Raw genomic sequence first — 18,064 nt, 5'->3', positions numbered from 1 at the left:
TCTACCTAATTCGTCCTTGGAGCCTTGCCATGAAACGCCTCCTCCTCCTGGCCGCCCTCTACCGCCCGCTGTACGCGTGGGCCGTGCGCACGATGTTGCAGCGCAACGCCTCCGCCTTCCTGGCCGGCGACCCCGGCCCGTTGCTGAAGATGTACGCCGACGACGCCGTCCTGGAGTTCCCCGGCGAGTCGTCGTGGGGTCCCGAGTACCGCGGGAAGGCCGAGATCGAAGGCTTCCTGCGCCGTTTCCTCGCCGCCGGCCTGACCGGCTCGATCGGCCAGGTCTTCGTGTCCGGCCCACCCTGGGCGACCCGCATCGCCGCGGAGTTCGACGACTGGGCGCTCGACGCGAGCGGCACCAAGGTGTACGACAACCGCTCGGTCATCGTGTTGCAGACCCGCCTCGGGAAAGTTGTACGTGAACGCGTCTACGAGGACACCCAGAAGGTCGCGGCCTTCGACACGTGGCTCGAGCAGCGCGACGCCATCCCCGCATGACGTTCTACAGCGCGATCAAGGCCTTCCACATCATGGCGGCCTTCGCCGCCTACGGCCTCCCCTTCGCCTACCCCTTCTTGTTGCCGTATCTCCACCGCCACCATCCCGAGGCCCTGCCCGGCGTGCACGACATCCAGCACCGCCTGAACAAGGTGCTGACCGGCCCCGGCACCGTGTTGTTGTTCCTCTTCGGCACCTACATGGCCACCAAGAACCACCTCTGGGGCGAGACCTGGGTCGACATCCCCATCGCCATCCTCGCCGTGATCGTGGTGGCGGGCGGCCTCATCGTCAGGTGGACCGGCGAGCTCGCCACCCTCTCCACCACCGACGTGTCATCAGCAACCGACACCATCACCTTCTCCTCCGCCTACTCCACCACCTACCGCCGCTACATGCTCACCGAGACGATGCTGGGCCTCCTGGTCCTTATCGCCATCTTCTTCATGACCGCCAAGCCCTTCTCCTGAACGGTCAGGGTGGAGGACGGCGCCGCTCCTCCAGCTGCGTCTCCATCACCGCGGCCTCTGAGAGCGAACGCCGGCGGAGACTGGCAACAGCCTGAAGCTCTGACTCGATTCACGCATCGGTACTCCAAGCGCCGGCGGCGGCGGGACTGCGGCCGCGGACACGACGGCCAGAGCGACCACGGCGCCTCGATACCGCGTGTGCCGAGGGCGGCGGAGACTGGCGACCGGTGGCGGTGTTGCGACCGATCACGCGCCGGTACTCCAAGCGTCTGCGGCGGCGGGAGTGTGGCTGCGGACGCGACGGCCGGAGGAACCGCGGCGCCTCGATACCGCGTGTGCCGAGGGAGCGGCCGGGGCGGTATCGTGTTTGGTCGCCCTAATTATGGCTCTCACCAGACGTGCGTTCATTGCTAGTGGTGGTGCTGCTGCCGCGGTTGCTGCCGCGGCGGGGGTTGGGTATGCCGCTGGGCAGGAGGGTGATGGCAGTGGGGTCAGGCCGGGGGATCCGCATGTTGTGGACTTCCATGGCGAGCATCAGGCGGGGATCGCCACCCCGGCGCAGGATCGGCTGCACTTCGCGGCGTTCGACGTCGAGGAGGGCGTCGATGGCAGGGCGCTTCGGGACCTCATGCAGGAGTGGACGGTCGCGGCCCGGACGATGGCCGGCGGGCAGTCGGTCGGTGGCGGCCCCGCGGGCAGCCCGCTCGCGCCGCCGGACGACACCGGTGAGGCGATGGACCTCACCCCCGCGAACCTCACGGTCACCTTCGGCTTCGGCGCGTCGCTCTTCGACAGGCGCGATCGCTTCGGCGTCACGAAGTACCGGCCGGCGAAGCTCAACGAGCTGCCCGACCTCCCGGGCGACGCGCTCGCGGCCGACCGCAGCGGCGGCGACCTCTGCGTCCAGGCGTGCGCCAACGACCCCCAGGTCGCCTTCCACGCCGTCCGCAACCTCGCCCGCATGGGCCGCGGCCTCGTCACCGTCCGCTGGTCGCAGCTGGGCTTCGGCCGCACCTCCACCACCTCCAAGGCCCAGGCCACGCCCCGCAACCTCATGGGCTTCAAGGACGGCACGGCCAACATCAAGCTCGAGGACGCCTCCGACATGGCCCAGCACGTCTGGGTCCACGACGACCCCAGCGGGTGGCTCGACGGCGGCAGCTACCTCGTCGCGCGCCGCATCCGGATGCTGATCGAGGTCTGGGACCGCGCCTCGCTCCGGGACCAAGAGGACACGATCGGCCGCAACAAGGTCCTCGGCGCGCCCCTCGGCGGCGCCAACCAGGCCGACGAGTTCGCGGACTTCAAGCCCAAGGCCCTCCCCGACCGCTCCCACGTCCGCCTCGCGCACCCCGACACCAACGCCGGCGTCAAGATCCTGCGCCGCGGCTACTCCTTCACCGACGGCCTGGAATCCCTGGGCGAGCTCGACGCCGGCCTCTTCTTCCTGGCCTACATGCACGACCCGCAGTCGTTCATCACGCTCCAGAACCGCCTCGGCGCCAACGACAAGCTCAACGAGTACATCAAGCACGTCGGCTCCGGCCTCTGGGCGATCCCGCCCGGCGTCCGCCCCGGCGGCTACGTGGGTGACGCGCTGCTCTCCAGGGTGTAGCGTCGCTCGCGAGACGCGATGCTCTTCCAAGAGCCGCCCCAGCCCCCACCGCAGCCGCCCCCGCTCGCCTTCCGCGCAGCCGCGCTGAACCGCGCCGGGCACACGATCGACGTCGGCATCCAGGCCGCCGCCAGGGTCTCGGCGACGGTGATCATCGCCCGCCACGGCGTCCGCCTCGGCCGCGCGGGTGCGCAGATCGACCGCGGCGGCGGCGAGGTCTCGGTCAGGATCGGCCCGAAGGGCCTCAAGCCCCTGCGCAAGGGCCTGCACGTGGACGTCCTGATCTACTGGGGCGCATCCGAGCCGCTGCGCGCGCACCCCGCGCTGCAGCTCAAGAACACGCTCAGGATCTGAGCGTCAGAACGCCCCGCGGCGCCACAGCACCGCCGGGACCGTCTTCACCAGGATCGACAGGTCCAGGAAGACCGACCAGCGCTCCAGGTACAGGAAGTCGAGCCGCACCAGGTCGTCGAAGTCCAGGTCCGAGCGCCCCGAGACCTGCCACAGCCCCGTGATCCCCGGCAGCACGAGGTAGCGCTTCTTGTGCCACTCCTCGAGCCGGTCGAAGTCGCGCTGCGGCAGCGGCCGCGGCCCGACCAGCGACATGTCGCCGCGCAGCACGTTGATCAGCTGCGGCAGCTCGTCCAGCGAGAACGGCCGGATCAGGCGCCCGACCTTCGTCACCCGCGGGTCGTGGCGCATCTTGAACAGCGCGCCGTCGGCCTCGTTCTGCTCCTCCAGCTCGGCCTGCCGGCGATCCGCATCCGCGAACATCGTCCGGAACTTCAGGCACGCGAACGGCACGCCGCCGATCCCCGGGCGCCACGACTTGTAGAACACCGGCCCGCGCGACGTGAGCCTCACCGCCGCGGCGATCAGCACCAGCAGCGGCGACAGGACCACCAGCAGGATCGTCGCGACCGTCACGTCGAACGTGCGCTTCAGCGCGAAGTCGATCCCGTCGAACACCGGCGGCTTGAGCTCGAACAGCGGGACCGACTGCCCCGGGACGAACTCCGCGCGGTGGATCAGGATCTCCATCGTGGACGGCGCGATCCGGACCACGACGCCCCTCTGGTGGCACGTGTCGACGACCTCGACGGCCTTCTGCTGCGGGAACGCCGGGTCGGCGATGATGACCTCGTCGACCCGGTGCTCACCGACGACGTCGCCGATGTCGTCCAGCGAGCCCAGCGAGCGCAGGCCGTTGTCCGGCCGCGGCGTCAGCGAGATGAAGCCCACCACGGAGACCTGCGAGTGCCCGCCGCTCGCGCTCAGCGCGTGCGCGACCGCCTCGATCTGCTCGCCCGTCCCGATCAGCACCGCGCGCCGCTGGTAGCCGGCCGAGCGCAGCAGCGCGCCTGTCGCCTGCTCGTAGGCGTACCGCGCGGTCGACACGTACGCGACGCCGAAGAACAGCGTCCCGTAGAAGATGTAGAACGACGAGAACTCCTCGCCGTTGACCACGGCGAAGATCAGCGCGACCAGCGTCGTCTGGAACAGCGACGCGACGATCCGCGTCAGCCCCGGGCGCTGCGCGCGCTCCGCGTACAGCCCGGACCGTGCGAACAGCAGCGACGCGACCAGGAACGCGAACGGCACGTAGTCCTTGGCCTGCTCCCACGACACGTGCGGGTTCCACGCGTCCCGCGCCACGGCCTTCAGGCACAGCGCGGTGAAGATGGCGCCGACGATCGCCGCGAGGTCCAGCGCCAGCAGCGACACGACGCGCGCCGCGCGCCGCACGGTCGTCCAGCGCAGCAGGAAGCTCATCAACGGCGGCCGCTTGGACCGCATGTCGCGATCGGGCAGCGGAAGCTCGATCGGCTTCAGCTCGACCCTTCCCTGATGCACTTCTTTCGCATCGGGCATCTGACGTTCCTCAACGTACGAGGGTGGCAGATGTCTCGGGTTCGTCATACAGGAAGCGGTGCAGGGCGGCAGGCCAGGAGGCCCGCCAGCCCCTAGACGCTACCGCGCCGCGCCGACGAGCACGTCCACGCCGGACTCGTCGAGCGTCTTCTTGAGCCCGTCACGCAGCTGCGTGAGCGGCTCCCAGCCCAGGATCTCCTTGGCCAGGGTGATGTCCGGCTGGCGGATCTGGGGGTCGTCGGTGGGCAGCGCCTCGAAGACGATCTCCGACGAGGACCCTGTCACTTCGATGACGGCCTCGGCCAGCTCCAGGAGCGTGAACTCGTTGGGGTTGCCGACGTTGACCGGGTCGTGGTAGCCGGACTCCGACAGCGCGATCATGCCGCGGATCAGGTCGTCGACGAACGTGAACGAGCGCGTCTGCGTGCCCTCGCCGAAGACCGTGATCGGCTTGTTGGTCAGCGCCTGGCGCATGAACGTCGGGATCGCGCGGCCGTCGTGCGGGCGCATCCGCGGGCCGTACGTGTTGAAGATCCGGATGATCGCGGTGTCGACGCCCTGCTGGCGGTGGTAGGCCATCGTCAGCGCCTCGGCGTAGCGCTTGGCCTCGTCGTAGACGCCGCGCGGGCCGATCGGGTTGACGTGGCCCCAGTAGGACTCGGGCTGCGGATGGACCTGCGGGTCGCCGTAGACCTCGGAGGTCGAGGCCAGCAGGAACCGGGCGCGGTGCGCCTTCGCGAGGCCGAGCGTGTGGTGCGTGCCGTGCGAGCCGACCTTCAGCGTCGCCAGCGGCAGGCGCAGGTAGTCGATCGGCGACGCGGGCGAGGCCAGGTGGTAGACGAAGTCGATCGGCTCGTCGACGAAGTACGGCTCGATGATGTCCTTGTGCAGCAGCACGAAGTCCGGGGTGCGGATGTGCTGGATGTTGACCAGCGTCCCCGTCTCGAGGTTGTCCACGCAGATGACGCGGTTGCCGCGCTTGAGGAGCTCATCGCACAGGTGCGAGCCCAGGAAGCCCGCGCCGCCGGTGACCAGACAGGTAGCCATGGGCCTGAGCGTAGCCGGACGCGCGCCAACGCGCCCTGTACGTCAGGCCGGACCGAAGTCCACGTGCACGTGGCGGCCGCGCTCCAGCAGGACGACGCGGCCCGCCTCGCGCAGCGCGAACAGCGCGGCGCGCTCGTCGGGGCTGAGCTCGGCGTCGCGCGGCGGCTGCGTGCCCGCGTCGCGGTAGCGCTGCTCCAGCGCCTGGGCCTCGGCGTCCAGCGGCGGCGGGGCGATCGACGCGTCGGGGCGCGGCTCGTCGCCGCGCTCCAGCGCGACGAGCCGGACGAGCGCGTCGTTCGTCGGACCGTGGCGCGCGGCGTCCGGGTCCAGGACCGTGGCCTCGCCGAGCAGCTCGTCGTCGCGCAGGCGCCGGACCTCGACGACCGCGCCGCGCCGCGCCGCCGCCGGGAACGGCTCCTCGCAGCGCAGCTGGTGGAAGCGCCCGCCGAGCCAGCCGACCCGCGCGACCGCCTCGTCGGAGCCGGAGACGACCAGGACGCGCGCGCCGTGCTCCAGGCGCGCGTCGACGGAGACGTCGAGGACCGGGCCGGCGGCCGGCGGAGGATCGGCGGCGGGCGGAGCATCGGGCGCGGCGGGCGCGGGCGACTCCGGCGCGGCGACGGGTGCCTCCGCCGGCACCGTTCCCTCGACCCACGCGCCCTCCTCGCGCTTCCAGATCGGCGCCTCGGCCTTGATGCGGTCGATGATCTCCCGCGCGCCCGCGAACGCCTCCGGGCGGTGCGGTGCGCTGGCGGCGACCACGACCGACGCCTCGCCCAGCGGCACGCGGCCGAACCGGTGGTCGGCGGCCGCGCGGCAGAGCCCGTGGCGCTCGATCGCCTCGGCGACGATCGCGTCGATCTTCGCCCCCGCCATCTCGGCGTAGGCCTCGTAGTCCAGGAAATCGACGTCGCGCGTCACGCCGCTGAACGTCACGACCGCGCCCGCGCGCGGATCGGCGACCCGCGCGGCGACGGCGTCCAGCGACAGCTCGCCCTCGACGACCTCGCCGCCGCTGACCGGCGGGACGACCGCCAGCTCGTCGCCCTCCACCAGCACGACGTCGCGCGCCGCGTACTCGCGGTTGACGGCCAGCACCAGCGACGTGCCCGGCGCGAGGTGCTGGACCTGCGCCAGCGCGTCGGCAACCCGCGCGCCGTCGGGCAGCTCGAGCTCGAGCTCATCCCGCCCCGCCGCCTCCCGCAGCCCCGCGAACAGCCGCACGCTGACCTTCACCAAGCGAACAGTAGAGAGACGCGTGCGCAACCGGCCGCCCGACGGCCGTCACGCCCGATCGGGCTATCGGCGCGTAATCTTCGACACATGGCGACGACTCCTGAGGAGCGCTTGACCGTTGCGCCCATCGTGGGCCCCGACGATCCACGGCGCTTCACCGACTCCGGCATCGAGATCAAGCCGCTGTACACGGCGGACGACGTACCGGCCAAGCTGGAGCTGGGCGAGCCCGGCGAGTTCCCCTACATCCGCGGGCCGCACCGCGAGATGTACCGCAAGCAGTTCTGGACGATGCGCCAGTACGCGGGCTACGCGAGCGCGAAGGAGTCCAACGAGCGCTACAGGTACCTGCTCTCCAAGGGCGGCACCGGCCTGAGCATGGCCTTCGACCTCCCGACGCAGCTCGGCCTCGACTCCGACAACCCGCGCTGCCTGGGCGAGGTCGGCCGGACCGGCGTCGCGATCGACACGATCGACGACATGCGGACCGCCTTCGACGGCATCCCGCTCGACCAGGTCTCGACGTCGATGACGATCAACGCGCCCGCCGCCTGCCTGATGCTGCTCTACGAGCTCGTCGGCGAGGAGCAGGGCGTCGAGAGCAGGCAGCTGCGCGGGACGACGCAGAACGACGTGCTCAAGGAGTACATCGCGCGCGGCAACTACATCTACCCGCCGGTCCCGACGATGCGCCTGACCACCGACCTGTTCGCCTACTGCAAGGAGAACATCCCGAAGTGGAACACGGTGTCGATCTCCGGCTACCACTTCCGTGAGAAGGGCTGCAGCGCCGTCCAGGAGGTCGCGTTCACGCTGTCCTCCGGCATCGCCTATGTGCAGGCCGCGGTGGACGCGGGCCTCGCGGTCGACGACTTCGCCCCGCGCCTGGCCTTCTTCTTCAACGGCCACAACAACGTCTTCCAGGAGGTCGCGAAGTTCCGCGCCGCCCGGCGGATGTGGGCGCACATCATGCGCGACCGCTTCGGGGCCAAGAACCCCAAGTCGCAGATGCTCCGCTTCCACACGCAGACCGGTGGCGTGACGCTCACCGCGCAGCAGCCCGAGAACAACATCGCGCGCGTCGCGCTGCAGGGCTTCGCGGCCGTCTGCGGCGGCACGCAGTCGCTGCACACCAACGGCTACGACGAGGCGCTGGCGCTCCCGACCGAGCGCGCCGCCAAGATCGCGGTCCGCACGCAGCAGGTCATCGCCCACGAGTCGGGCGCGACCGAGACCGTCGACCCGTTCGCGGGTTCGTACTTCGTCGAGGCGCTGACCGACGAGATCGAGTCGCGCGCGCAGGAGCTGATCGCCAAGGTCGACGAGCTCGGCGGCTCCGTCAACGCGATCGAGTTCATCACCGGTGAGATCGACGAGTCGGCCTGGGGCTACCAGGAGCGCTACCGCCTCGGCCAGGACATCGTGGTCGGCGTCAACAAGTACGAGGAGGACGAGATCGAGGTCCCGGACCTCCTCCGCGTCGACCCCGAGTCCGAGAACCAGCAGGTCGCGCGCCTGAAGGCGTTCAAGGAGAACCGCGACCAGGCGGCGGTCGACGCGCGCCTGGAGCAGGTCCGCAACGCGGCCCGCGGCACCGACAACCTGCTGCCGTTCATCAAGGACGCGCTGCGCGATCGCGCCTCGATGGGTGAGGTCTGCGGCGCCATGCAGGACGTGTTCGGCAAGTACACGCCAACCTTCTAGGCGTTTCCGGGTACATCCCTCCAACCAAGGAGGGATGTCCCGAAGTGTCGTCGGTGTCGGACCGCGAGGGTCTCCTCGCATGGGTCTTCAACACGCAGGACCAGGGCGCCGTGCTGCTCGACGGCGCCCGACGCGTGCTCGACGCCAACCCGGCGGCGTGCGCGCTGCTCGGCGCCGGCACCGCCCGCGCGGCGCTGATCGGGACGATCCTTCCGGATCCCCCACCGGTCGGCGAGTCGGTGCGGATCGCAACCCATCCCCGCCCGGACGGCCACGGCACGCTCGTCACGCTGTCGGACTCCGAGGCGGAGGCCCACACGATCGAGCGGATCGCGGCCGCGGTCCAGGAGTTCCTCTTCATCGCCGAGCTGGGCGACGACGGCGGGCTGACGATGCGCTACACGAGCCGCGGCATCGAGCGCCTGCTCGGCGCACCGCTGCCGCCGGGCGAGACGATCGAGTCGACCTGGTTCAGGTCGATCCACGACGACGACCGCACGGCCACGCAGGCGGCCGTGCGCGCGACCGCCGAGGGCCTGCCGACCTCGGTCGACTACCGCCTCACCGGCCTCGACGGCCGCGTGCGCTGGATCCGCTCCCGCTCGCGCCGGCGCGAGGAGCAGGGCCGCGTCCTCATCGACGGGCTGCTCACCGACGTCACGGCCGAGCACGAGGGCGACGAGGAGATGGCGCGCTTCCGCGGCGTCGTCGAGGCGTCCGGCTCGGCGATCGCGCTGCTCGACCTCGACTGGCGCGTGCGCTGGATGAACCCGGCCGGCCTGGCGATGACCGGCCTCAGCGCCGAGGACGCGATCGGGACCGCCTACCTGGAGCTCGTCGGCGACGAGGCCCGCGCCGCCCACATCGACCACGAGCGCCCGACCGTCGAGCGCGACGGGCGCTGGTCGGGCGAGTCGGTCCTGCAGCCGGTGCGCCGCGGCCCGGACCGGCGCCCGCTGCCGGTCGACGCCACGACCTACCGGATCGCGCACCCCGCCAGCGGCGAGCCGCTCGGCCTCGCGTGCATCCGCCGCGACGTCAGCGACCTCAAGCGGATGGCGCGCGAGCACGAGGCGATCGGCAACCTGGCGTCCACGATCGCCGTGGGCGCCGGGCGCGACGACATCTACGAGGCTGCGTGCCGCGAGGCCGCGCACCTGCTCGGCGCCGACGCGGGCGGGATCGCGATGCTGTCCGGCGCGGGGCCGCGGACGGTCGGGACGTGGCGCGCCCCGGGCGCCGACGACCGGCTGGAGCTGGCGATCGCGCGGCTCGGCGGGCCGGCCGCGGGCGGCGGCCCGGAGGCCGCGGCGGCGTTCGCCGGGATCGGTGCGATCGAGCTCGACCAGGGCCACCACGCCGCCGGCGCGCCGGTGATGGTCGACGGCCGCGCGTGGGGGCTGATCGCCGCCTGCCGCCGCGGGCCGCCGTTCGGCGCCGAGGACGAGCGCGCGCTGGCGCGGCTCGGCGCGCTGGTCGGGACCGCGGTCGGCGTGGCGACGTCGCGCGAGCTGCTCGTGCGCCAGGCGACGACCGACGGCCTGACCGGCCTGCTCAACCACCGCGCGTTCCACGACACCCTGCGGGTCGAGGCCAAGCGCGCCGGCCGCTACGGCCGGCCGCTGGCCGTGGTCCTGGCCGACCTCGACGGCTTCAAGGAGGTCAACGACGCCCACGGCCACCAGGCCGGCGACCGCCTGCTGGAGGAGGTCGCGCGGGCGCTGGAGGGCGTGCTGCGCGCGACCGAGGTCGTGGCGCGCCTCGGCGGCGACGAGTTCGCGCTGCTGCTGCCGGAGACCGGCGTCGCCGGCGCGCGGGCGACCGCGGAGCGCGTCCGGGCGACGGTCGCCGCGCTGCCGGGCGAGATCGCGTTCGGCGTCAGCATCTCCTCGGGCGTCGCCGACCTCGCCCAGGCGGGCGGCAGCTCCGACGACCTGATCCGCTTCGCCGACCGCGCGCTGTACCGCTCCAAGGAGGGCGGGCGCGACCGGATCTCGGTCCACGAGGCCGACCCGCCGACGCAGTAGGGTCCGCGCCATGTCCGCCACGCTCACGTTCTACGGCGTCGTCCTGTCGGTGCACATCATGGCCGTGGTCGTGGCCTTCGGCTTCTCGTTCGCCTACCCGGTGTTCAAGCCGTGGGCGCGCAGGACGCACCCGTCGTCGATGCCGGTCATCCACGACATGAGCGAGCGCCTGGGCAAGTTGGTGATGTCGCCCGCGATGGTGGTGGTGTTGATCTGCGGGATCTACCTCGCCAGCGACGCCGACGTCTGGAGCGAGGTGTGGGTGTCGGTCCCGCTGCTGATCCTGATCGTGATCGGCGGCCTCGGCGGCGCGTACTTCGCGCCACGCGAGCGCAAGCTCGCCGAGCTGGCGCGCCGCGACCTCGGCCAGAGCAACGCAGGGACCCTCAGCGCTGAGTACGACACGCTGTTCCAGCAGGTCTCGGTCGCGGCCTACGCCAACTGCGCGCTGGTGCTGATCGCGATCTTCTTCATGGCGGCGAAGCCGTAGTTGTAGGACTCGCTACGGCGACACGTCGTAGTAGCCGACCATCCCCTGCTCCATGTGGCTCATCACATGGCAGTGATAGAGCCACTTGCCGGGCGCGTCCTCGGTGTAGCGCGCCCGCAGGCCCTGGGACGGCGAGAGGTCCGGCGCGTCGACGAACGCGCCCGCCGGGTCCTTCCAGCGATGGCCGTGGACGTGGAACGTGTGCAGCTCGTTGCCGAGCGTGAGGACGTTCCAGGCGACGTCCTGGCCGACCCTCGCCGCCGGCGACGGTGTGTTGCCCGCGTAGGCGCGGCCGTTGATCGCGCTGAACGCCACCTTCGCCCTGATGTCGGAGGGCATGAGCATGTGGAAGAAGATCGTGTGCTCGACGCTCGGCGCCGGTTCGTCGCGCGGGCGGATCACCAGCGCGCCGAAGAGCCCCAAGTTGGTGGACATCATCTCCATCGGCCCGTGGTCGTGGTAGGGCCACACGCCGATCGAGTCGTTGCGGACGTCCCACTCGTAGGTCCACGTCTGCCCGTACCTCACGTTGCCCGAGGCCCGCGTGTAGATCCCCATGTAGGTGCCGTCGTGGTCGGGCGCGTAGCCGACGCCGTGCGGGTGCACGGTGTGGGCCATCTTGTACGTCTTGTCCTCGTTGCGGAAGTGGACCCGCATCGTGTCGCCGGGGTAGCCGCGCAGGACCGGGCCGGGGATCCCGGCGTTGTCGCCGACGCCGCCGGGCGGCAGCGGCTGCGCCCAGTTCGGCGTGCAGGCGACGTAGGCCAGCGCGTCGTAGGAGACGTTCCTGACCTTCCTGTCCTTCCACGCGTCGTGGCCGGTCGGGACGATCGACCAGCGCACGTTGCGCGCCGCGATCCAGTACTCGCGAACCGTCGGGCCCGCCGACGCCGCGGGCCCGGGCGCCTGGGCGGCGTGCGCGCCGGGCGCGGCCGCCGCGCGGGTGATGCCGCCGCCCGCCGCGATCGCCACCGACCCCCGGCCGAGATGGCACAGGAGGTCGCGGCGCGACAGCGTCACTTCGGGGCCTTCTTGACGATCAGGGTCATCGTCATGTCCTCTTCGTGCTGCGTGCAGTAGAGCCTGTAGGTCCCGGGCTTCTTGAAGGACTCGGTGAACTCGCCCGAGGCCTGCGTCGGGGAGTGGAACTGCGTCGGGCCGGCGTCGACGTAGACGTCATGCAGGGCGAGGCCGCTCGCGTGCCAGACCCACTTGACCCTGTCGCCGACGTGGACCGTGAGCCTGTCCGAGTTGTAGTAGTCGGAGAAGACGCCGACGGTGCGCGTCCTGCCCTTCGTCTGGTGCTTGGCGGCGTGCGCCGTGCTCGCCGCCATCGAGGCGGCGAGCACGGTCGCGAGCACCGCGCCCTTGCGAGCGGCGGACGTCATGACGTGGCGGTGATCTTCCCGACCATGAACGGGTGGATGGCGCAGAAGAACGTGTACGTCCCGGGCTTCGAGAACGACACCGTGAACTTCTGCGGGAACGGGGTCTTGCTGTCGCCGTCCAGGACGCCGGAGTTCAGGAACCCGTTGCCGTGGTTGGTGCCGTCGTAGCTGACCGTCGAGCCCGGAGCCTCGCTCGGGTACGCCCACTTCGGGGAGAACGCGAACACCGGCGGCGTGCTGTTGCCCAGCGGCGCGAGCAGCTCGTTCTCGGCGGCCCTGCCGTCGGCCTTGACGTTCCTGGAGAACGTGAACGTGTGGTCCTCGGTCGTCCCGGGCGTCATCGTCAGCGTCACCGGCGTGCCGACCCTCGTCGTCAGCGACGACGGCGAGTAGCGGTACAGCGTCGCGCCGCTCGGCGAGTCCGGGCCGGCCTCGATCGTGTTGGCCGCCGTGATCTTCTTCCTGTCGAGCTGCTTGAGCTGGCTCAGGCCGGTGGCGAGCTGCCTGGCGAACGCCGCCTTGACGGCCTTGGCCGACTCCGCGGGCTTGGACTTCGGGACGACCGTGACCGTGGCCTTCATGCCCGGGTGGATCGTGCAGAAGTACGTGAACGTGCCGGCCTTCGTGAACTTCACGACGAACGGCTTGGGCTTGCCGAGCGGGAGCCCGGAGCCCACGGGCGCCGAGCCGTCGTAGGTCCTGCCGGGGAGGCCGAGTGCGACGCCCTGGGGCACGACCGGCGTGCCCTGGCCGTTGAACCAGAACGGCTGGCCCGCTGCGTCGTTGACACCGGTCGTGGGCCTGGAAGGATCAGGCACCGCGAGCGCCGGCGGCGCCGAGCCCGCCTTCGGGAACTGGACGACGTGGAAGCCGGCGATGGTCCAGGAGACCTTGTCGCCGACGTGGATCTTCACCGCTTTGGGGAAGAACTGGTTGAGGTCGCCGTCCTTCGGGACGCCCGCGGGCGCCCTCTTCAGGCCCGGGCCGGCGAGGACCGATGTCGTCGCCGCGGACGCGGCGACGGGTACGGCGAGGCAGCAGACGGCCGCTGTGAGGGCGACCACGGGACTGCGTTTCACGAGAGCGACTCCCAACTGGATGTGTGCAGGAAGGTATGGACCGGTTTTCAGCTCCCGCGCTGAGCGCCGCAGAGCAACCTTGCCGGGCTGTGAATGCTGCGTGAAGTGGGGGTGGCCGTACATCGGGGGAGTCCCTAGTCCGAGTTGGCGCATGGGCGCGCGCTTGCAGCGGCAGGGATCGCTCCGGCGCGCGGAGAACCCTTGGGGCGATGTCCGAGCCCCGAGCCCAGCGCACCCTCGTGAAGAGCCCGCCCGAGCTATGGGCCGAGGTCAGCGACGCCGGAACGTTGGCGCGCCACCTCGGCGAGTTCGGCGACATCAGGATCACCCGTCTCGAGCCCGAGACCACCGTCGCCTGGGAGGGCATCCGCGCACGCGGCACGGTGGAGCTCGAGGCCTCGGGCTGGGGGACCAAGGTGACGATCACCGCCTCGGCGGTCGCGAAGGAGGCGCCCACCACCGCCCCTTCGCCCGTCGTGGAGGAGGAGCCGGAGGCCGTCGCAGAGGAGCCGGCCGTCGTCGCAGAGGAGCCGGCCGCGGAGGAAGAGCCGGAGGCCGTCGCTGCCACGACGGAGCCAGAGGTCGAGCCTGCGCCGGAGCGGACGGAGTCGGTCGCGCCGCCCGGCTTCGAGGAGGCGCCCGCGGTGGTCGCTTCGCCGAAGAGGCGGGGCTTCTGGGCGCGGCTGTTCGGCCGCCGGGAGCAGGTCGAGGTCGAGCCGATCGTCGTCGAGACGCCGATGGCCAAGGCCGCGCTGCTCGCCGAGCCCGACGCGCTCGTCGCGATCGCCGTGCCCGCCGAGCCGCCCGTCGCCGTCGCCGAGCCGGAGCCGGTCGAGGAGCCCGTCGCCGAGGAGCTGCCGGCCGCCGTCGCTCCGCCCGAGCCCGACGAGGAGATCGTCGTCACGGCGATGCAGGACGACGAGGTCGAGGCCGTGCTGGTCGCGGTCCTGGACGACCTCGGCTCCGCGCACCACCGCCCGTTCAGCCGCGGCTGATCATCGTTTCCACATAGGAAACGATCGCGGCGCCGTCCGACTGGTAGACGGCGCCGCCCGGACCGACCCTGGAGGCATGCCGCAACGCCTCCGCATCGGCCCCAACTGGTACGCGACGGTCATGGGGACCGGCATCGTCGCGCTGTCGGCGACGCTGCTCCCGGTCCGCATCCCGGGCCTCCACACGCTCGCCGTCGTCGCGTGGCTGAACGCCGCCGCGCTGCTCGTCGGCCTCACGGCGCTCGCCGCCGCCGCGCTCGCCCGCGACCCGCGCGGCCACCGCGACCACGCGCTCAGCCCCGGCATGGCGCCGTTCCTCGGCGCGCCGCCGATGGCCGCGATGGTCGTCGCCGCCGGCTCGCTGCCCACGGTCCACCTGCCCGTCGCGATCGCCGCGACGCTCTGGCTGCTCGGCACGCTCGCCGGACTGGCGACCACCGCGCTCGTCCCGTTCCTGATGATCACCCGCCACGAGAACGCGCCCGACGCGGCCTTCGGCGGCTGGCTGATGCCCGTCGTGCCGCCGATGGTCTCCGCCGCGACCGGCGCCGCGCTGATCGCCCACGTCCCCGCCGGCCAGCCCCGGCTCGACCTCGCGCTCCTGCTCTACGCCTGCTTCGGCCTCAGCCTTGTCGCGTCGTTCATCACGATCACGATGCTCTGGAGCCGCCTCGTCCACCACGGCCTCGGCGTGCGCGACCGGATCCCAACGCTGTGGATCGTCCTCGGCCCGTTCGGCACCTCGATCACCGCCGCGACGATGCTCGGCGACGACGCCCCCGCCGCGCTCCCGCCCCAGTACCGCGACACGCTGCACGCGCTCGGCGTCGTCTACGGCGTCCCGATGCTCGGCTTCGCGCTGCTGTGGATCGCGATCGCCGCGGCCGCGACGCTGCACACGATCCGCCGCAAGGGCCTGCCGTTCACCCCCGCCTGGTGGTCGTTCGTCTTCCCGGTCGGGACCGTCGTGACCGGCACCGCCGTCCTGGCCCGCCACACCGGCTCCGACGCGCTGAAGGCGCTGGCCCTCGCGCTGTTCGCGGCGCTCGCCGCCGCATGGCTGACCGCCGCGACCCACACGCTCAAGGCACAATCCGCGCGATGGCTGCCACGCCGAACGCCACGCCGCTCAGCGGCAGCGAGCTCGTAGCGTTCGCCGTCGCCGTCGAGATCGGCTCGGTCCACGGCGCGGCCGACGCGCTCGGGCTGACGGCGTCCGCCGTCACCAAGCGGATCGCCGCGCTGGAGCGCCGCGTCGGCGCCACCCTGTTCGAGCGCGGCCGCTTCGGCCTGCGCGCCACGCCCGCCGCGCAGCTGCTCTACCCCGACGCCAAGCAGGCGATCGCGGCGCTGGAGCGCGCGGCGGCGACGATGGCCCAGCACGTCGGCACGCAGGCCCAGCTGCTGACGATCGCCGCCTCCCACACGACCGGCGAGTTCCTGCTCCCGGAGTGGCTCGGCGCGTTCCGGGCGACCGCCACCGCCGGCGGCGTCCGCGCGCAGGTCGACATCACCAACTCGACCGCGGTCGTCGCGGCGGTCCGCGACGGCGCGGTCGACGTCGGCTTCGTCGAGGGCCGCGACGCGCTCGACGGCCTGGAGGCCCTGACCGTCCACCGCGACGAGATCGTCGTGGTCGTCGCGTCCGGCCACCGCTGGGCCAGGCGCCGCGCGGTCGCCGCCCGCGAGCTGCGCGCCGAGTCCTACATCACCCGCGAGGCGGGCTCCGGGACCCGCGCGGTCGCGATGGAGGCGGTGGCCGCGGCGGGCGTCGAGCTGACGCCCTCGCTGGAGCTGGCGTCGGCCCAGTCGGTCAAGCGCGCCCTGGCCGGCGGCGGCTTCGCGCTGCTCTCCACGCTGGCGATCGAGAGCGAGCTGACCGCCGGCTCGCTGCACGCGTTGCACCTGAAGGAGGGCGGTCTCGAGCGCGAGCTCCAGGCCGTCCGGCGCGCCGGGAAACCGCGCCGCAGCGCGGCGGCCCAGGCCTTCTGGACGTGGCTGACTACGTCTCCGGCGGCGCCGAACTAGAGTTCGCCGCCGCCCATGACACAGCGCCAGCACAACCCCGAGACCTTCGACGAGAAGCTCGCCCAGCTCAACGAGCTGCGCGAAGCGGCGATGCACTCCTCGCCCGAAGCCGAGGAGAAGCAGCACGCCCGCGGCAAGATGACGGCCCGCGAGCGGATCGAGAAGCTGCTCGATCCCGGCTCGTTCCAGGAGCTCGACACGTTCGTGCGCCACCGCACGACCGACTTCGACATGCAGAAGACCCGCCCCTGGGGCGACGCGGTCGTGACCGGCCACGGCACGATCGACGGCCGCCGCGTCTGCGTCTTCAGCCAGGACTTCACGGTCTTCGGCGGCTCGCTCGGCGAGGTCATGGCCGAGAAGATGTGCAAGATCATGGACCTGGCCGCCAAGATCGGCTGCCCCGTGATCGGCATCAACGACTCGGGCGGCGCGCGGATCCAGGAGGGCGTCGTCTCGCTCGGCGCCTACGGCGACGTCTTCACCCGCAACGTCATGTGCTCCGGCGTGATCCCGCAGATCTCGCTGATCATGGGCCCGTGCGCGGGCGGCGCGGTCTACTCGCCGGCGATCACCGACTTCATCTTCATGGTGAAGGAGTCGTCGCACATGTTCATCACCGGCCCCGACGTCATCAAGACGGTCACCGGTGAGGAGGTCGGGTTCGAGGAGCTCGGCGGCGCGATGACCCACAACTCGAAGTCCGGCGTCGCGCACCTCGCCGCCGACGACGAGGACCAGCTGCTGGAGGACACCCGCTACCTGGTGTCGTTCCTGCCGCAGAACAACCTCGAGATGCCGCCGCGGATCGCGCCCAGCGACGACCCGCAGCGGACGGACGAGGAGCTCAACACGGTCGTCCCCGACAACCCCAACAAGCCGTACGACATGCGCAAGGTCGTCCGGCTGGTGGTCGACGACGGCGAGTTCTTCGAGATCCACGAGCACTACGCCAAGAACATCATCTGCGGCTTCGCGCGCCTGGACGGCATCGCGGTCGGCGTCGTCGGCAACCAGCCGGCGCACATGGCGGGCGTGCTCGACATCGACGCGTCGGCCAAGGCCGCGCGTTTCGTCCGGACCTGCGACGCCTACAACATCCCGCTGATCACGTTCACCGACGTCCCGGGCTTCCTGCCGGGCACGTCGCAGGAGTGGGGCGGCATCATCCGCCACGGCGCCAAGTTGTTGTACGCCTACACCGAGGCGACGGTCCCGAAGATCACGGTCATCACCCGCAAGGCCTACGGCGGCGCCTACGACGTCATGGCCTCCAAGCACCTGCTGGCCGACTTCAACTTCGCCTGGCCGCAGGCCGAGGTCGCGGTCATGGGGCCGGAGGGCGCGGTCAACATCATCTACCGCCGCGACCTGAGGGCCTCGCCGACGCCCGACGAGCGCCGCAGGAAGCTGATGGACGACTACAAGGCGCGCTTCGCCAACCCCTACAGCGCGGCCGAGCGCGGCTACATCGACGACGTGATCCAGCCGATCGAGACGCGCCCGAAGCTGATCAACGCGCTGCACACGCTGCAGACCAAGCGCCAGCCGGGCCCGAAGCGCAAGCACGGCAACATCCCGCTCTAGGACTCAGACCGGTCTAGAGTTGCGCGACG

17 protein-coding genes are annotated in these 18,064 nt (G+C 71.5%); 11 read left to right on the top strand and 6 right to left on the bottom strand.

The genetic code is table 11. The annotated features are described in order from the left end of the window. Positions 1-29: 29 nt before the first annotated feature. The 4 genes from H030_RS0105185 to H030_RS0105170 all read left to right on the top strand — a co-directional run bounded on the left by H030_RS0105185 (position 30) and on the right by H030_RS0105170 (position 2,936). The gene (locus H030_RS0105185) at positions 30-497 is read left to right on the top strand and encodes a nuclear transport factor 2 family protein (protein ID WP_051221757.1); all 468 of its coding nucleotides are present in this window, start codon (positions 30-32) and stop codon (positions 495-497) included. Further along, complete coding sequence (locus tag H030_RS0105180) at positions 494-967, top strand: hypothetical protein (protein ID WP_027005347.1); 474 nt, start codon at positions 494-496, stop codon at positions 965-967. The genes H030_RS0105185 and H030_RS0105180 overlap by 4 nt, the downstream gene beginning before the upstream one ends. Positions 968-1,349: 382 nt before the next feature. Beyond that, positions 1,350-2,582: an iron uptake transporter deferrochelatase/peroxidase subunit gene (efeB, locus tag H030_RS0105175; RefSeq protein ID WP_051221755.1), complete on the top strand. Its 1,233-nt coding sequence runs from the start codon at positions 1,350-1,352 to the stop codon at positions 2,580-2,582. Positions 2,583-2,600: 18 nt separating this feature from the next. Next, complete coding sequence (locus H030_RS0105170) at positions 2,601-2,936, top strand: hypothetical protein (RefSeq protein ID WP_027005345.1); 336 nt, start codon at positions 2,601-2,603, stop codon at positions 2,934-2,936. Between the two features lie 3 nt (positions 2,937-2,939). Here the strand turns inward: H030_RS0105170 and H030_RS0105165 are convergent, their stop codons facing one another. From H030_RS0105165 to H030_RS38860, 3 genes are all read right to left on the bottom strand, one after another. After that, positions 2,940-4,454: a sugar transferase gene (locus H030_RS0105165; protein ID WP_051221753.1), complete on the bottom strand. Its 1,515-nt coding sequence runs from the start codon at positions 4,452-4,454 to the stop codon at positions 2,940-2,942. 99 nt (positions 4,455-4,553) lie between these two features. Further along, positions 4,554-5,501 carry a UDP-glucuronic acid decarboxylase family protein gene (locus H030_RS29435; RefSeq protein WP_035125884.1) on the bottom strand — a complete coding sequence of 316 codons (948 nt, stop codon included), beginning with the start codon at positions 5,499-5,501 and terminating at the stop codon, positions 4,554-4,556. A gap of 42 nt (positions 5,502-5,543) precedes the next feature. Next, positions 5,544-6,737, bottom strand: a complete 1,194-nt coding sequence (locus H030_RS38860) for a molybdenum cofactor biosynthesis protein MoaE (protein WP_051221751.1) — start codon at positions 6,735-6,737, stop codon at positions 5,544-5,546. 87 nt (positions 6,738-6,824) lie between these two features. Between H030_RS38860 and H030_RS0105150 the strand changes: the two genes are divergently transcribed. Genes H030_RS0105150 through H030_RS0105140 form a run of 3 tightly spaced genes read left to right on the top strand, consistent with a single transcriptional unit; the run spans position 6,825 to position 10,958 of the window. Further along, complete coding sequence (locus H030_RS0105150; RefSeq protein WP_027005343.1) at positions 6,825-8,441, top strand: methylmalonyl-CoA mutase family protein; 1,617 nt, start codon at positions 6,825-6,827, stop codon at positions 8,439-8,441. A gap of 44 nt (positions 8,442-8,485) precedes the next feature. Beyond that, positions 8,486-10,468 (top strand): diguanylate cyclase, encoded by a 1,983-nt coding sequence (locus tag H030_RS36355; protein ID WP_051221749.1) that lies wholly within the window; start codon positions 8,486-8,488, stop codon positions 10,466-10,468. 10 nt (positions 10,469-10,478) lie between these two features. Then, the gene (locus H030_RS0105140) at positions 10,479-10,958 is read left to right on the top strand and encodes a DUF2269 family protein (protein ID WP_027005342.1); all 480 of its coding nucleotides are present in this window, start codon (positions 10,479-10,481) and stop codon (positions 10,956-10,958) included. Between the two features lie 12 nt (positions 10,959-10,970). Here H030_RS0105140 and H030_RS0105135 read toward each other — a convergent pair whose 3' ends face one another. The 3 genes from H030_RS0105135 to H030_RS0105125 are packed head-to-tail and all read right to left on the bottom strand — an operon-like array spanning position 10,971 to position 13,410. Continuing rightward, positions 10,971-11,978, bottom strand: a complete 1,008-nt coding sequence (locus H030_RS0105135; protein ID WP_027005341.1) for a multicopper oxidase domain-containing protein — start codon at positions 11,976-11,978, stop codon at positions 10,971-10,973. Then, positions 11,975-12,346 carry a cupredoxin domain-containing protein gene (locus tag H030_RS29420; RefSeq protein WP_051221744.1) on the bottom strand — a complete coding sequence of 124 codons (372 nt, stop codon included), beginning with the start codon at positions 12,344-12,346 and terminating at the stop codon, positions 11,975-11,977. The genes H030_RS0105135 and H030_RS29420 overlap by 4 nt, the downstream gene beginning before the upstream one ends. Then, a complete protein-coding gene (locus tag H030_RS0105125; RefSeq protein WP_027005340.1) occupies positions 12,343-13,410 on the bottom strand; it encodes a hypothetical protein in 1,068 nt (355 codons plus the stop codon). The genes H030_RS29420 and H030_RS0105125 overlap by 4 nt, the downstream gene beginning before the upstream one ends. A gap of 224 nt (positions 13,411-13,634) precedes the next feature. Here H030_RS0105125 and H030_RS0105120 point away from each other — a divergent pair, with 224 nt between their 5' ends. The 4 genes from H030_RS0105120 (at position 13,635) to H030_RS0105105 (ending at position 18,035) form a co-directional block, all read left to right on the top strand. Further along, on the top strand, positions 13,635-14,420 hold the full coding sequence (locus H030_RS0105120) for a hypothetical protein (RefSeq protein WP_155891841.1): 786 nt from the start codon (positions 13,635-13,637) through the stop codon (positions 14,418-14,420). Positions 14,421-14,496: 76 nt separating this feature from the next. Then, entirely contained in the window at positions 14,497-15,570 is a 1,074-nt protein-coding gene (locus H030_RS29415) for a TDT family transporter (protein WP_051221742.1), read from the top strand. After that, on the top strand, positions 15,522-16,448 hold the full coding sequence (locus tag H030_RS29410) for a LysR family transcriptional regulator (RefSeq protein WP_051221740.1): 927 nt from the start codon (positions 15,522-15,524) through the stop codon (positions 16,446-16,448). The genes H030_RS29415 and H030_RS29410 overlap by 49 nt, the downstream gene beginning before the upstream one ends. Before the next feature lie 15 nt (positions 16,449-16,463). After that, positions 16,464-18,035 (top strand): acyl-CoA carboxylase subunit beta, encoded by a 1,572-nt coding sequence (locus tag H030_RS0105105; protein WP_027005338.1) that lies wholly within the window; start codon positions 16,464-16,466, stop codon positions 18,033-18,035. Positions 18,036-18,064: the final 29 nt, after the last annotated feature.

This window comes from Conexibacter woesei Iso977N, from assembly GCF_000424625.1.
GTDB lineage: Bacteria > Actinomycetota > Thermoleophilia > Solirubrobacterales > Solirubrobacteraceae > Baekduia > Baekduia woesei_A.
The sequence above is the reverse complement of the archived record's forward strand: the minus strand, read 5'-3'. Positions and strand labels throughout refer to the sequence as shown.

Excerpts from the sequence above, each read along its gene's own strand:
- H030_RS0105105 (WP_027005338.1), top strand. The coding sequence starts at position 16,464 with ATGACACAGCGCCAGCACAACCCCGAGACCTTCGACGAGAAGCTCGCC.
- H030_RS0105165 (WP_051221753.1), bottom strand. The coding sequence starts at position 4,454 with ATGCCCGATGCGAAAGAAGTGCATCAGGGAAGGGTCGAGCTGAAGCCG.
- H030_RS29420 (WP_051221744.1), bottom strand. The coding sequence starts at position 12,346 with ATGACGTCCGCCGCTCGCAAGGGCGCGGTGCTCGCGACCGTGCTCGCC.
- H030_RS29410 (WP_051221740.1), top strand. The coding sequence starts at position 15,522 with ATGGCTGCCACGCCGAACGCCACGCCGCTCAGCGGCAGCGAGCTCGTA.
- H030_RS0105170 (WP_027005345.1), top strand. The coding sequence starts at position 2,601 with ATGCTCTTCCAAGAGCCGCCCCAGCCCCCACCGCAGCCGCCCCCGCTC.
- H030_RS0105185 (WP_051221757.1), top strand. The coding sequence starts at position 30 with ATGAAACGCCTCCTCCTCCTGGCCGCCCTCTACCGCCCGCTGTACGCG.
- H030_RS0105180 (WP_027005347.1), top strand. The coding sequence starts at position 494 with ATGACGTTCTACAGCGCGATCAAGGCCTTCCACATCATGGCGGCCTTC.
- H030_RS0105140 (WP_027005342.1), top strand. The coding sequence starts at position 10,479 with ATGTCCGCCACGCTCACGTTCTACGGCGTCGTCCTGTCGGTGCACATC.
- efeB (WP_051221755.1), top strand. The coding sequence starts at position 1,350 with ATGGCTCTCACCAGACGTGCGTTCATTGCTAGTGGTGGTGCTGCTGCC.
- H030_RS0105120 (WP_155891841.1), top strand. The coding sequence starts at position 13,635 with ATGTCCGAGCCCCGAGCCCAGCGCACCCTCGTGAAGAGCCCGCCCGAG.
- H030_RS29435 (WP_035125884.1), bottom strand. The coding sequence starts at position 5,501 with ATGGCTACCTGTCTGGTCACCGGCGGCGCGGGCTTCCTGGGCTCGCAC.
- H030_RS0105150 (WP_027005343.1), top strand. The coding sequence starts at position 6,825 with ATGGCGACGACTCCTGAGGAGCGCTTGACCGTTGCGCCCATCGTGGGC.
- H030_RS29415 (WP_051221742.1), top strand. The coding sequence starts at position 14,497 with ATGCCGCAACGCCTCCGCATCGGCCCCAACTGGTACGCGACGGTCATG.